We start from the raw sequence: 15905 nt of genomic DNA, 5'->3' as shown, positions 1-15905 counted from the left end.
TACACACCAGAAACATCACTCAAAAAATCTAATAACCTATAAAGAAGATAGGTTTATTTAGGATGAAATAATCATTAAAGGAGAAATGAATATGTGTGGAATTGTAGGAGTAATTGGACATAAAAATGCTCAATCAGTTATTATTAATGGATTAGAAAAATTAGAGTACCGAGGTTATGATTCAGCGGGAATGTTTTTAACCAATAATGAAGAAGATAGCCAATTAACAAAAGTAGTTGGTCGTATTGAAGGATTAAAAGAAGCAACTAAAGATCAAGTGAATTTCAAAACAGGGATTGGTCATACACGTTGGGCAACTCATGGACCAGCAACAAAAGATAATGCTCACCCACATGTGTCACAATCAGGACGTTTTACGATTGTCCATAATGGGGTTATTGAAAATTATCAAGAATTACGTGAAAAATATTTAAAAGATGTTACTTTCAAATCACAAACAGACACAGAAGTAATTGTAAACTTAGTAGAATATTTTGCTTTAAAAGAAGACTTAACAGCAAAAGAAGCTTTCCGTAAAGCTTTAAAAGAAGTAAAAGGCTCATATGCATTAGGTTTATTAGATAATGAAGAACCAGGTGTATTATATGCTGCTAAAAATAAAAGCCCACTATTAATTGGTGTTGGCGAAGACTTTAATGTAATCTGTTCAGATGCTATGGCAACAATTAATGAAACGGATCAATATTTAGAAATTAAAGATAAAGAATTAATTACTTTAACAGCAAATTCAGTTGAAATCGAAACCTTAGACGGCGAAAAAGTAGAACGTATGGCTTATACAGCCGAATTAGATGCGAATGATTTAGAAAAAGGAACTTATCCACACTTTATGTTAAAAGAAATGGATGAGCAACCAGCTGTATTAAGACGTATTATTAAAGAATATACGAATGAAGCAGGCGAATTAGCTGTACCACAAGAATTAATCGCAGAAATCAAACAAGCAGAACGTATTTATGTTGTGGCTTGCGGAACAAGTTATCATGCTGGTTGGGTTGGTAAAGAATTATTAGAAAGTTTAGCACATATTCCAGTAGAAGTATTTTTAGCTAGTGAATTCTCTTACAATCAACCATTATTAGTAGAAAAACCATTCTTCATTTTCTTAACGCAAAGTGGTGAAACAGCAGATAGTCGTCAAGCATTAGTAAAAGTAAATGAACAAAACTATCCATCATTAACAATTACAAATGTGAAAGGCTCAACTTTATCACGTGAAGCAAATCATACATTATTATTACATGCCGGACCAGAAATTGCAGTAGCTTCAACTAAAGCCTATACAGCCCAAATGACAGTTATGGCAATTTTAGCAGAAAGCTTACGACGTGAAAAAGGTATTGAAAAATCATTTGATATGGCGCATGAATTAGGTGTGATTGCCACAGTAATTGAAGGTATTTTATCAGATAAAGAAGATATTCATGAAATCGTTAAAAAAGAATTAGCTGATACACGTAATGCTTTCTATATTGGACGTCATATGGATTATTACGTAGCCATGGAAGCAGCTTTAAAATTAAAAGAAATTTCATATATTCAAACAGAAAGCTTTGCAGCAGGGGAATTAAAACACGGAACCATCGCATTAATCGAAGAAGGAACACCAGTAATTGCTTTAATTAATGAAGATAATGTTGCTAGTCACACACGTGGGAACATTCAAGAAGTTAAAGCGCGTGGAGCTAGAACAATGGTCGTTGCTATGGAGAAAAATGCTATCGAAGGTGATGATGTAGTAATCTCAAATGTAGAAGAAATGTTATCACCATTAACAACTGTTGTGGTTACGCAATTAATTGCCTATTATGCCTCATTGGACCGTGGGTTAGATGTTGATAAACCTCGTAATTTAGCCAAATCAGTTACAGTTGAATAATTAGTTTAGGTTATATAAGTAATTATTACTTATATAACCTATTTTTATGTAATTTTGATAAAGAATACTTACAAATTTGGTACGGTAGTATTGCAAGTGTATTACAATGATAGTCAATATCTCTAATGTTTGATATAATATCAGTGATTGTAAAGAAGACTATCATCTAATTGAGGAGTAATTAATGGTTAGTGGTAGTTTATATCAAAATATATATTATTATATAGAAAAGAGTTGAAAATATGGGAGAACAGCCACCAAATAATGCATGGCGAACCATTCAAGAGAAGTATCAACAGTTCAGTAATGATAAGCGTGTAAAAGAGGGGGTATTTAAGTTCAATATTGCCTATTCTGCTATTAAGAATATATTTTTAGTAGTGGTATTATTTATAGTATTAATGGGATGTTTAGGTGGTGGGATAGGCTTAGGATATTTTGCTAGTCTGACTGCGCATGAAGTGCCGATGACTCCTGAACAGATGGAAGCAGCAGTAGGGAATGTTGATTTAGTATCAACGTATTTCTATCAAGATGGTGAGAAAGTAACGGATGTAAGAAGTGATAATTTGCGCACAATTACTAGAATTGAAGATATTTCACCTTATGTTCAAGATGGTATTATTGCCACTGAGGATAGTTATTTTTATGAACATCCTGGTATTGTGCCAAAAGCTTTAGTAAGAGCGGTTCTGCAAGAATTTATGGGTTCAGGTGGAGCAAAATCAGGTGGGTCAACTTTAACCCAACAATTGGTGAAACAACAGATTTTATCAAGTGAGGTGACATTTAAGCGTAAGGCTAATGAAATTTTGTATGCATTGCGTTTAGAAAATTATTTTACTAAGGATCAGATTTTAGAAGCGTATTTAAATGTTTCGCCATTTGGTCGTAATCGTAATGGGTTGAATGTTTCTGGGATAGAAGAAGCAGCACGAGGGGTCTTTGGTGTTACTGCAAAAGATTTAACATTACCGCAAGCAGCTTATTTAGTAGGTATGCCTCAAAATCCAATCGTTTATACACCATATACGAATTTTGCTACAATGAAAGATGATGTATCAGCTGGGATTAATCGTATGAAGATAGTTCTTTATAGTATGTATCGTGAACATAAGATTACAAAGGAACAATATGAGGAAGCTTTGGCTTATGATATTACAAAAGATTTCTTACCTGCAGAAGAAGTAACGACTAAGAATCAGACTTATCTATATCAAGCACTAAATCGTGAGACTATTAAGATTATTATTGAAAAGAATGCGGCACGTCAAAAGTTAAGCTATCAAGATATTATTAATGATCGTGAATTATATAGTCGTTATTATGATAATGCGATGGCAGAATTAAGTACAGCGGGTTATCGCATTCATACAACAATTGATAAAGCTGTTTATGATGCAATGCAAAATAGTATTCAATCATATGGTAGTGAGATTGGTCCAACTTATACTGACAAATATATTGATCCAAATACTGGTGAGACAAAAGAAAAAGATGAAATGGCTCAAAATGGTGCTGTTTTAATTGAAAATAAAACAGGTAAGATCTTAGGCTTTATTGCTGGACGAGACTTCCATCAAAATCAAGTTGACCATGCTTTTACTACAAAACGCTCACCAGGTTCAACAATTAAGCCATTATTAGTATATGCACCGGCAATTGAGAATAATATCATTGCACCAGCAACAGTTATTCCGGATACAGAAATTAGTATTTTACAAGCAGATGGTAGTTATTGGAAACCGACCAATGTAGGGAATATGATTTCTAATACATGGGTGACAGCACGCTTTGCTTTAACGCATTCATATAACTTACCAACAATTAAGATTTTCCAAGCAATGCTAGATAAAGGTATTTTTGCTGGAGACTATTTAGCGAAAATGGGCATTAAAGGTATTAAAGAAGAAGAATATCAAAATCTAGCCTTATCTATTGGAGGGACGGTTACTGGACCGACTGTAGTAGAACAAACTAGTGCTTTTACTACATTGGCAAATAAGGGGAAGTATATCGAACAATATATGATTGAGTTAATTGAAGATAGTAATGGTAATATTATTTATCAACATCAATCAGAACCAGTAGAAGTCTTTTCTGAAGCAACAGCGTATATTGTAACGGATATATTACGTGGGGTAACTCATGAAGCTAGTTATTACAATGTTCCTTATAATTTAGGTTATAATGAAGATATTGCTGCTAAGACTGGTACTTCAGAATTTGAATTAGATAATTGGTATATTGGTTATACGCCAGAAGTGACATTAGGCTCATGGATTGGTTATGATAATGCTGTATCAACTACACGTCATGCTATTACGGCAGCAGATGGTTATGGAATGCCAACTATTAGAAGTGTTCGTAATTGGACGCATATTTTGAAGAGTGTTTATGATGCCAAACCATCACTAGCAACGGGTGAAAAATTCATTCAACCAGATACTGTTTATCGTACATCGGTATTAGGGGCTGTTGGTAAAATTGATGAGACGAAATCTGAAAAAGATGAAGATGATAAAAAACAACCTGTATCAAATCACGCAAGACCATCTACGATTACAGATTTATTTAAAACTGATTTTGGCCCAGATAATCCGAATTACTCATTTGCTTTAGGTGCTACAAAAGCTGAACTAGAAGCTTTATGGAAAAAAGAAGAGAAAAAAGATGAAAAATCAAGTAGTAGCGAATCAAGTAGTAGCGAATCAAGTAGTAGCCAATCGAGTGAATCATCAGCAGATGAATTAGATGGAATTGTACCCAAAAATCCAGATGGTTCTTATAATTTTTCTGGAATGACACCAAGTACTCCAGATGAGGAAGAGGTTTGGCGTAAGCATGGGTATGTTAGAGATTAATGTAGAGTAAATTAGCTAAAACGATTAAGGAGGGTCTAATCAGATGTTTCTTAATCGTTTTTTATAGTGAAAGGAGGGATTGTGAATGGCAACTGTTAAAATTACTAAGGTTGAAGTACAAAAAAAGAACAAAAAACGTTATTCACTTTACTTTAATGAAGAATATGCATTTGGAGTAGAAGAGGAAACATTAATAAAATTTGGGTTATTTAAAGGGACTGAATTAACAAATGAAGAGATTAAAAGAATTCAAGAAGAAGATGAAAAGAATCGCGCTATCGCATTAGCCATTCGTTTTCTAGCAAGACAACTTAGAACAGAAAAAGAGGTGCAAAAAAAACTACTAAAAGCAGAAATAGGCGAAGAAACTATCGCACAAGTTATTGAACGCTTAAAAGAAATGGGCTATTTAAATGATGGATTCTATGCAGAAGCTTTTACGAATACTACAAAGGCGGTTAGTCGTAAAGGCCCAAAAGTCGTAGCGATGGAATTAAAGAAAAAAGGTGTAAAAAATGAAAAGATTGAAGCAGCATTAGATGAATATTCTATAGAAGAACAAGTCAGTAATGCTTTAGAAATCGCTCAAAAATATATTAATCGTCAAATGGGCGTTTCCGAAAAAGTGGCCAAACAAAAAGCGCATGTCTTTTTAATGCAAAAGGGGTATGGTTCAGAAGTGATTCAATTAGTGATGCAAGAATTATCTTTTGAGCAACAAGTCGATCGTGAACAAGAAATCCTAGCAAAACAAGCGGATAAAATGATTCGTCGTCATAGTCGTAAATTAACAGGAGATTCCTTAAAATATAAAGTCAAACAAGCTCTATATCAAAAAGGATTTTCACATGAAGGCATAGAAGAATATATCGAAACAAGAGAGTGGGAATAATATGGTAGATTTAGAAGAATATGGTATTAATATGTGGCCAGAAGAGAAAATTATTGCATTTCGTAAAACATTATTACAGTGGTATGATGAAAACAAACGCGACCTTCCATGGCGTAAGAATACCTTACCTTATTCTGTTTGGGTATCAGAAATTATGTTGCAACAAACACGTGTAGATACGGTTATTCCATATTATCGTCGTTTTTTAGAATGGTTTCCAACGATTACTGATCTAGCCGAGGCTCCTGAACAAACTTTATTAAAAGCTTGGGAAGGGTTAGGGTACTATTCAAGAGCTAGAAATATGCAAGCAGCTGCCAAGCAAATGGTAGAATTATATAATGGTGAATTTCCCACAACTTATGAAGAAATCATTCAATTAAAAGGGATTGGTCCATATACTGCAGGTGCTATTTCAAGTATTTCATTTAACTTACCAACACCAGCCGTTGATGGGAATTTAATGCGGGTGATTAGTCGTTTATTTGAAATTCCTTATGATATTGGTCAGCCTAGTAATCGTAAAATTTATCAAGCGGTGGCAGAAATCTTAATTGATCCAGATAGACCAGGAGATTTTAATCAAGCTTTAATGGACTTGGGCTCTGATATTGAGTCTGCTTTTACTCCCAAACCAGAATTGAATCCTATAAAAGAATTTAGTTCAGCTTATTTGAATGGCACAATGGATCAATATCCTGTTAAAAAGCCAAAGAAAAAACCACGCCCAATTAAGTACAAAGCTTTTGTGATTCAAAATAAGCAAGGTGAGTATTTATTAGAAAAAAATAATCAAGCAGACTTATTAAGTGGTTTTTGGCATTTTCCATTGATTGAAGATTTCACAAAAGAAGCCAAACAAATTGATTTATTAGAAAATGAAATGCAAGAGGAGTATCAAGTGCCTAACCAAGATATTCCTTTAGAAATTCAATTTGAAACACTGTATCATTGTAAGGTTAGTTGGCAAGAATCTACCTATAAACAAGTCCAACATATCTTTAGCCATCAAAAATGGTTTATTACTATTCAATCAGGATTAACTAACGATGATATAGTTAGCGATGACCATAAGCGTGAATTAAAATGGGTTAGTAGTGAGGAATTTTCTACCTATCCTTTCGCCAAACCACAGCAAAAAATATGGCATGAAATACAAAAAGCGCATAAATTTTTGTAAAAATACATCTATTAATTTTTAGAGCCCCTATTTTGGGCGAATTGTGGTATAATATTTGTGAACTGTAATTTAAAATGAATATAGCTAATAAGCAAGTATTCAAATTTATAATTAGAAGGTTGGAGACTGTGATGCAAAATCCAAAAGAAGGAGAATTCATCACTGTCAAGAGTTATAAACATGACGGAAGCCTACATCGCACTTGGAGAGATAGTATGGTCTTAAAAACAAGTGACCAATCAATTATTGCTTGTAATGATCATACCTTAGTAACTGAGTCTGATGGCAGAAGATGGGTAACACGAGAACCAGCATTACTTTATTACCACAAACATTACTGGTTTAATATTGTGACAATGATTCGCCAAAAGGGAGTGTCATATTATTGTAATCTAGCTTCACCTTATGTAATGGATCAAGAAGCTTTAAAGTACATTGATTACGACTTAGATGTGAAAATCTTCCCAGATGGAGAAAAGCGTTTATTAGATGTTGATGAATATGAATTACATCGCAAACAAATGCATTATTCAAAAGATATTGATCAAATATTAAAAGCTAATGTAGAGATTTTAGTAGACTGGATCAACAATAAAAAAGGTCCATTTTCACCAGAATATGTTGATATGTGGTATGAACGCTACTGTCAGTTAACAAATTTAAAGAACTAACTCAAGGACAGTGTTAGAATCAAAAGCCGAGTTAATCGGCTTTTTTTAGTAATGATTAGAAATTAAAACAATATTAAGTTCTAATCATTACTTAATTTTTTAAAACAAAAAGTGATTAAAAAAACTTAAAAAGCAGATTAAAATGAATTTATCCGCTTTTAAATTAAAATATAATGAGAAAATGGTTATATTTAGGTTAAAAAACATGTTTATTTACATTAAAACTATTATATACTTTTGATTTTTGGTAAAATAAAGATATAAAAAAATTTGGAGGTAGACCAATGAATAAAAAATTATTTACAGGTTTGTTAAGTGTCACAGCAGCATTAACATTAGCAGCATGTGGTTCACATTCAAACACAGCTGAAGAAGTGGAACAAAATTTCCCTGAAACGATTACGCATGAAGAACCAGTAATTGAAGGTGGAACTTTAAAAGTAGCGGTATTATCACAATCACCATTACAAGGATTATTAAATCCAATCTTGTATACAGATAGTACAGATTCAACAATGATTGATTATGCTTTTGAATCAATCTTCCATTTTGGTGAAGATTTAAATATGGATGATAAAGGTATGGCAACTCATGAATTAGATCGTGATAATAAAGTTTTCACAATCAAATTTAAAGATGGTTTAAAATGGTCAGATGGTGAGCCTTTAACTGTAGATGACTATATTTACACATATGAAGTAATTGGTAGACCAGATTATAAAGGTGTTCGTTATGGCGAAGATGCTGAAAATATTGTTGGTATGACAGCATTCCACAATGGCGAAGCTGACTCAATTGAAGGACTTGAAAAAGTTGACGATCAAACATTAAAAATTCATTTATTAGACGTTTATCCAGCATTAGAAGCTGGTGGTGGTGCAATTAACTCATCAATTATTCCAAAGCATGTATATGAAGGTATGACATATGATGAAATGATTACCTCAGATAAAACACGTGAACATGTTGTTGGTAATGGTGCATTCATGGTAGAAAAAGTTATTCCAGGCGAAACAGTAACTTATGTAAGAAACCCTTACTATTGGAAAGGCGTTGCTAAATTAGATGGTGTTATCGCTTCTATTGTCAGCCCAGAACAAATTGTTGCTGAAATGAAGGCAGGTAGCTTTGATATTGCTACAGATATGCCTGCATCACAATATGAAACATATAAAGATTTATCAAATATTGATTTCGTTGGTATGTTAATGAATGATTATAGTTATATTGGCTTTAACTTAGGACATTATGACCAAGAAACTGGTGAACACGTAATGGATCCAGATAAGAAAATGGCAAATAAAAACTTACGTCAAGCAATCGGATATGCTATTAATAATGAAGAAGTAGCTAAAGAAGTATTACATGGCTTATCAATTCCAGCAAACTCTGCTATTCCTCCATTCTTTAAAGAAGTTCACTTAAATAAAGATGAATTACCTGGATATAGCTATAACCCAGAAAAAGCAAAAGAATTATTAGCTGATGCTGGTTATGTAGACGTTACTGGTGATGGCATTGTTGAAGATCCAAATGGTGAAGAATTAACAATTACCTTATTAACACCAGCTGGTAGCGATGCAAGTGAAGCAATCGTTCAAGACTACATCCAAAAATGGAATGAAGTAGGTTTAAATGTTGTTTACTTTGGTGGACGTTCAATCGACTTTAATACTGTAAGTGATAAATTACAATCATTCGCACAAGACTTTGATATGTTTACTGGTGGATGGGGAGTAGGATACAACCCAGACCCAAGTGGATTATATGGACCAAGCGCAATGTTTAACTTCACTCATATTAATACACCAGAACAAACTGAAATTTTTGACCGTATCGGATCTAACGAAACATTCGATAAAGATGTTAAAAAAGATTTATTTGCTCAATGGCAAAAATATGCAAACGAAGAAGCATTTATCATCCCTCGTTTTAATAACTATTCTCTAACAGCCGTTAATAAACGTGTTAAAAACTACTCTATTAAATTAGGTGAAGAAACATCACAAAATGAAATTGAATTAACAGCTGAAGAACCAATCGCAGCTGAATAATGAGAAAATTCTAATAATTAAGAGGCTAGGCAGTCATTGTCTAGTCTTTTTTTTATCTATTCTTAACATTGACTAAAATATACTATTCACTGTGTTTTATACGACAAAAAATACTTTTTGAAAGGAAATAAATCTAAAAAATCTGATAATATATAAATAAAAAGAATGCAGTTATTTAAAAATGAAAGAAAACTTAAAACAAAATTAGAAAAAGATTAGAAAATACTTTGACTTTTATTAAAATTATGTTAGAATATGTTTAAGAAATATCTCATTAAAAATATTTTAATAAAATTTTATCAATCGGAGGGAGAAAAAATGAACATGAAGCTAAGATATAAGAATAAAGCTGGATTATTACTAACTACAGCAGCTGTAGCATTAACTTTAGGAGCCTGTACATCTAATCAAGGAGGTGTAACAGAAAATATTAAGCATCCAACAGAAGTAACTCATGAAGGAACTCCGATTGAAGGAGCAACATTAAAATATGCTTTAGTTTCTAATGCACCGTTTAAAGGGATTTTAATTGACGAGTTATCAGTAGATAGTACAGATAGCGAAGTGAATGGATTTGTTGATACAGGAATTTTTGGTTGGGATGAAAATAGACAATTAGATGATTCAGGATTGGCATCGATTGAATTTGATGTTGAAGGGAAGACGGCAACTGTTACATTAAATAGTAAAGATTATAAATGGTCAGATGGTGAGCCATTAACAATTGACGACTATATCTTTGCATATACCTCAATTGGAGATGCAGAATATACAGGTGCTCGTTATAATGATAACTATGAAAATGTAGTAGGAATGGTTGAATATCATAATGGTGAAGCGGATAAAGTTTCAGGATTAGAAAAACTAGACGATTACTCAATGAAAATTCATTTTAAAGAAATGGCTCCATCATTACAATTAGCAGGTGGAGGGGTTTCAAATTATATTATGCCAAAACACATCTTTGAAAATATTCCAAAAGCTGATTGGGAAACTAGTGAATATGTGCGTAGTGAAAAAACAGTAGGAGCTGGACCGTATAAAATCGAAAAAATTATTAATGGAGAATCAGTTACTTATGTCGCAAATGAACACTACTTTAAAGGTGAACCAAAAACTAAACGTGTCGTATTAGATGTTGTATCATCAGAAAATATTGTGTCAGAAATGAAGGCGGGACATTATGATCTTGCTACTATGCCTTCATCACAATATGAAACTTATAAAGATTTAAAAAATGTAACTTTAGTAAGTAGTTTAGCAAACTCTTATGAATATGTAGCTTTCCATATGGGTAAATTTAATCCAGAAACAGGCTTAAATGAATACAATCCAAATAGTAAAATGGCAAATAAAAATCTACGTCAAGCAATGGGATATGCTTTAGATATTGATACAGCAGGGGAAAGTTTATACAATGGGTTATTACACCGTTCAAATTCTTTAATTGTACCATTCTTTAAAGATGTGAATGATCCAGATTTGGTTGGTTTTAATTATGATCCAGAAAAATCTAAAAAATTATTAGCGGATGCTGGTTATAAAGATACTGATGGTGATGGTTTAGTAGAAGATCCAGATGGTGAAAAATTAACAATTAATTTTGCTGCGCGTACACGTGATGATGCCAATGAAGGATTAGTACAAGATTACTTACAAAAATGGCATGAAGTAGGATTGGATGTACAACTTTATACAGGTCGTACATTAGAAGTTAATTCATTCTACGATAAAATCCAAGCCGATGATCCAGAAATTGATGTCTATGCAGGTGGATGGAGTACAGGGTATGACCCAGATCCAACAGGCTTATATAGCGAAAGTGCTCAATTCAACTTTACACGTTTCGTTGATGCTAAGAATACTGAATTATTAGGTAAAATCTCTTCAGTAGAAGCATTTGATAAAGAAAAACAAAAAGAATTTTATAAAGAGTGGCAAAATTATGCTTTTGATGAAGCTTTTGCAATTCCTACATTGACAGGTGAATCAATTACTGCAGTCAATAAGCGTGTTAAATTCTATACTACTGATCTTTCATCAAGTTCTAAGTCAGCTTTACACTTAATTGAATTAACAGCTGATGAACCAGTAGCAGAGTAAAGATTAGCAAAAATAGAATAAAAGATCAAAAAATAGATCAAAATAAAAGGTTGCCTATTGGTATTTTGAGATAGGTAGCCTTTTTTATTAAAATTAAATGAATTTTTTTAATAAAATTTAATTTTTTTATACTTTTTATACGTAATTCGTGGTAATATAGTCTTAGCTATTTGTATAGTTCACTGATAGATTACCTTGCAAACAGGTAATTTTATATTATATAATAGACTAAGTATTAATTTTAATTAAAGAATGATAAGTTAATGAAAGAGTAGTAAGAACGAGGAGGAAGTAGATTGAATATAGACAAACCGCTATTAGAAATCAATGACTTGCATGTAGGTTTTCGTATTAAAGATGATTTTTACGATGCAGTTGATGGTGTTAGCCTTACCCTTGAAAAAAATGAGATTTTAGCAATTGTTGGGGAGTCAGGTTGTGGTAAATCAACTTTAGCAACAACAATTATGGGATTACATAATAAAAATAACACAAAAATTGAAGGAGAAATTTTATATAAGGATTTAAACTTAATTAATTTAAATGAAGCTTTATATAATAAAATCCGTGGTAATGATATTGGGATGATTTTCCAAGATCCATTAGCATCTCTAAATCCATTAATGACTATTGGAGCTCAAATTGATGAAGCTTTAGTCTACCACACAGATTATGATGATAAACAACGTACAGAGCGTGTATTAGAATTATTAGCCCAAGTTGGTATTCCAAGCCCAGAACGTACTTTTAATCAATATCCACATGAATTATCAGGTGGTATGCGTCAACGTGTGGTTATTGCGATTGCATTATCATGTAAGCCACCAATTATTATTGCTGATGAACCAACAACAGCTTTAGACGTAACAATTCAAGCGCAAATTCTTGATTTATTAAATCAAATTCAAGATGAAACTGAATCAGGTATTATCATGATTACCCACGATTTAGGTGTTGTAGCAGAAACAGCTGACCGTGTTGCGGTAATGTATGCTGGACAATTTGTTGAAATTGCAACGGTTGAAGAACTATTCACAAATCCAAAACATCCATATACTCGTTCATTATTACAATCAATTCCTCAAGCGAACCAAGAGGATGAAGATAAAGAGTTACATGTTATCCAAGGAACAGTACCACCACTACCTAAATTACCAAGAAAAGGTTGTCGTTTTGCGCCACGTATTCCATGGATTTCTGCAGAAGAACACGAAGAAGATCCAACACTTCATGAAGTTGAAGAGGGACATTTTGTTCGTTGTACATGTTATAAAAATTTCCATTTTGAAGAGGAGGAAGCATAATGGGATTTGTTGAAATTAAAGATTTAAAAGTCCATTACCCAATTCGAAGTGGATTTTTTAATCGTGTTACGGACCATGTGTATGCCGTTGATGGTGTAAATATGGAAATTGAAGAAGGTAAAACTTATGGATTGGTTGGTGAATCAGGTTCTGGTAAATCAACAATCGGTAAAGCAATTATCGGTTTAGAAAAAGTAACATCAGGTAAAGTATTTTACGAAGGTCAAGATGTAACGAATAAAGCTAGAAGGCGTGATTCAGAGTATAATCGTAATGTTCAAATGATTTTCCAAGATTCATTATCAAGTTTTAATCCTAAGAAGCGTATTTTGGATATTGTTGCAGAACCATTACGTAATTTCGATCGTCTATCACCAGAAGAGGAAAAGCGTAGAGTATCTGAGTTATTAGACATTATTGGTTTAAGTGATGAAGCTTTAGCAAAATATCCTCACCAATTCTCAGGTGGACAAAGACAACGTATCGGGGTTGCTCGTGCTTTAGCAAGTAATCCACGTTTAATTATTGCTGATGAACCTGTATCAGCACTGGATTTATCAGTTCAAGCACAAGTATTAAACTATATGAAACGTATTCAAGATGAGTTTAATTTAAGTTATTTATTTATCTCTCACGATTTAGGGGTTGTAAAACATATGTGTGATGAATTATTCATCATGTATCGTGGTCGCTTTGTTGAAACAGGTGTGAAGGAAGATATCTATGCAAATCCTCAACATATCTATACAAAACGTTTATTATCAGCAATTCCAGTTATTGATCCAATTAATAGAGATCAACATAAAAAAGATCGTTTATTAGCGGAAAAAGAATATCAAGAACAACATAAGAATTACTATGATGAAAAAGGTCGTGTATATGACTTAATTCAATTATCACAGTCGCATTCAGTTGCTTTAAATCCGCAAGAAAGAGGAGGTAACTAGTATGTGGAAAACAATTTTACGTCGTGTGTTATTAATGATTCCACAAATCATTATTTTAAGTATTTTAGTATTTACAATTGCTAAATTAATGCCAGGGGATCCATTTACAGGGATGATTACTCCGGAAACTGACCCTGCGCGTATTGAAGAATTACGTCAAGCTGCTGGTTTAAATGATCCGATTCCGGTTCAATATTTCCGTTGGGTAGGCAATGCCTTAAAAGGAGATTTTGGTCAAAGTTATACATATAAGTATGCTGTCGTTAAATTAATTGGTGAGCGTTTAAGTAATACCATTTGGTTATCCTTATTAACAATGATTTTAACTTATGCAATTGCTCTACCTTTAGGGATGATTGCTGGTCGTTACCAAAATTCAGCAGCAGATAAAATTGTTGTTATTTATACATTTATTACTTATTCAATTCCAGTATTCGTATTTGCCTTATTATTATTATGGTTATTTGGATATACATTAGGATGGTTCCCAACTCGTGGTACAGTATCATCAACTGTTGAGCCAGGAACAATCGCTTATATTTTGAGTCGATTACATCATATGATTTTACCAGCTATTACAATGGCTATCTTATCAACAACTGGTACGATTCAATATTTACGTACAGGGGTTATTGATGCTAAACAACAAGATTATGTACGTACAGCACGTGCAAAAGGGGTTCCAGAAAAAGTTGTATATAATAGACATATTTTCCGTAACTCAATTTTACCAATTGCAGCTTTCTTAGGTTATGAATTTACAGGTTTAATCGGTGGTTCAATCTTCATCGAATCGATCTTCTCATATCCAGGAATGGGGAACTTATTTATTTCTTCTATTTCAGCTCGTGACTATAGTGTTATCTTAGCGCTAATGCTATTATTTGGTTTAGCAACATTATTAGGTACATTGTTATCAGATATTATTATGAGTATCGTGGACCCACGTATTCGTATACAATAATTTTGAAGGAGGTATAATCAGAAAATGGATCAACAAAATTTAAATGAAGAAATTATTGAAGAAGCGGCTGTTCAATCTGAAGAAGCTGCAACTCCACCAGCTGGATTTCAAGTTATTGTACGCGAATTTAAAAAAGATAAAGTAGCTTTAACTGCATTTTGTATCTTAGTTACATTATTATTAGTTATCTTTATTGGATCATTCTTTATTGACCAAGAAGCTGCGATGCGTGTGAATATCTTACAACGTTATAAAGCTCCAGGTTATAATGGACATATCTTAGGTACAGATGAAGGTGGGCGTGATGTCTTATCACAACTAATTATTGGTGCTAGAAACTCAATTTCAATTGGATTTAGTATTACAGTAATTACAACATTTATTGGGGTATTTGTCGGAATTATTTCAGGTTACTTTGGTGGATGGGTAGATAATATGATTATGCGTATTGTAGACTTTATTATGATCTTACCAACAACTATGATTATTATTGTATTCGTAACAGTTATTCCAAACTATACATTATTCCACTTTATCTTTATTATGAGTATTTTTTACTGGACAGGTAAAGCGCGTTTAATCCGTACAAGAACATTATCAGAAGTAAGTTTAGATTATGTTAGTGCATCTAAAACATTAGGCTCAAGTAACTTACAAATTATGTTACGTGAGATCTTACCAAACTTAAGCTCATTAATTATTGTTAACTTAACATTAAGTTTCGCCGGTAATATCGGTATTGAAACAGGTTTAACATACTTAGGTTTTGGTTTACCATATAGCACACCAAGTTTAGGAACATTAATTTCATCTGCAAAAACAGCGGACATTATTGAAAACAAAACATGGGTATGGTTGCCAGCTGGTATCTTTATCTTAGTTATGATGTTATGTATTAACTATATCGGACAAGCATTACAACGTGCAGCTGATTCAAAACAACGTCTAGGTTAAGATTAATAAGGGGACTTTTCGGAGTTCTCTTTTTTTATTGCTTTTTAGTCTTGTGGATTCTGAAAAATCATG

Annotated in this window: 11 protein-coding genes; all 11 read left to right on the top strand. The window is 32.8% G+C overall.

The features are described from left to right. Positions 1-91: 91 nt before the first annotated feature. A complete protein-coding gene (gene glmS, locus BMX09_RS00625) occupies positions 92-1900 on the top strand; it encodes a glutamine--fructose-6-phosphate transaminase (isomerizing) (protein WP_089745599.1) in 1809 nt (602 codons plus the stop codon). A gap of 242 nt (positions 1901-2142) precedes the next feature. Then, positions 2143-4764 carry a transglycosylase domain-containing protein gene (locus BMX09_RS00620; RefSeq protein WP_089745597.1) on the top strand — a complete coding sequence of 874 codons (2622 nt, stop codon included), beginning with the start codon at positions 2143-2145 and terminating at the stop codon, positions 4762-4764. An 85-nt stretch (positions 4765-4849) separates the two neighbouring features. Continuing rightward, positions 4850-5656: a recombination regulator RecX gene (gene recX / locus BMX09_RS00615; RefSeq protein ID WP_089745595.1), complete on the top strand. Its 807-nt coding sequence runs from the start codon at positions 4850-4852 to the stop codon at positions 5654-5656. 1 nt (position 5657) lies between these two features. Then, positions 5658-6836 carry an A/G-specific adenine glycosylase gene (mutY, locus tag BMX09_RS00610; protein ID WP_089745593.1) on the top strand — a complete coding sequence of 393 codons (1179 nt, stop codon included), beginning with the start codon at positions 5658-5660 and terminating at the stop codon, positions 6834-6836. 131 nt (positions 6837-6967) lie between these two features. Beyond that, on the top strand, positions 6968-7507 hold the full coding sequence (gene ntdP, locus BMX09_RS00605) for a nucleoside tri-diphosphate phosphatase (RefSeq protein ID WP_089745592.1): 540 nt from the start codon (positions 6968-6970) through the stop codon (positions 7505-7507). A 284-nt stretch (positions 7508-7791) separates the two neighbouring features. Continuing rightward, complete coding sequence (locus tag BMX09_RS00600) at positions 7792-9561, top strand: oligopeptide ABC transporter substrate-binding protein (RefSeq protein WP_089745590.1); 1770 nt, start codon at positions 7792-7794, stop codon at positions 9559-9561. Between the two features lie 318 nt (positions 9562-9879). Continuing rightward, a complete protein-coding gene (locus BMX09_RS00595) occupies positions 9880-11664 on the top strand; it encodes an oligopeptide ABC transporter substrate-binding protein (RefSeq protein ID WP_245711096.1) in 1785 nt (594 codons plus the stop codon). Positions 11665-11960: 296 nt separating this feature from the next. Continuing rightward, positions 11961-12968 carry an ABC transporter ATP-binding protein gene (locus BMX09_RS00590; RefSeq protein WP_089745586.1) on the top strand — a complete coding sequence of 336 codons (1008 nt, stop codon included), beginning with the start codon at positions 11961-11963 and terminating at the stop codon, positions 12966-12968. Further along, entirely contained in the window at positions 12965-13915 is a 951-nt protein-coding gene (locus BMX09_RS00585; RefSeq protein WP_407645240.1) for an ATP-binding cassette domain-containing protein, read from the top strand. The genes BMX09_RS00590 and BMX09_RS00585 overlap by 4 nt, the downstream gene beginning before the upstream one ends. A 1-nt stretch (position 13916) precedes the next feature. Beyond that, the gene (opp4B, locus tag BMX09_RS00580; protein WP_089745582.1) at positions 13917-14879 is read left to right on the top strand and encodes an oligopeptide ABC transporter permease; all 963 of its coding nucleotides are present in this window, start codon (positions 13917-13919) and stop codon (positions 14877-14879) included. Positions 14880-14903: 24 nt separating this feature from the next. Further along, positions 14904-15833, top strand: a complete 930-nt coding sequence (locus tag BMX09_RS00575) for an ABC transporter permease (protein ID WP_089745580.1) — start codon at positions 14904-14906, stop codon at positions 15831-15833. Positions 15834-15905: the final 72 nt, after the last annotated feature.

It is taken from the genome of Granulicatella balaenopterae (assembly GCF_900111135.1).
GTDB classification, from domain to species: Bacteria; Bacillota; Bacilli; order Lactobacillales; family Aerococcaceae; genus Granulicatella; species Granulicatella balaenopterae.
Note: the sequence above shows the minus strand (reverse complement) of the source record. Positions and strands in the feature narration are given on the sequence as shown.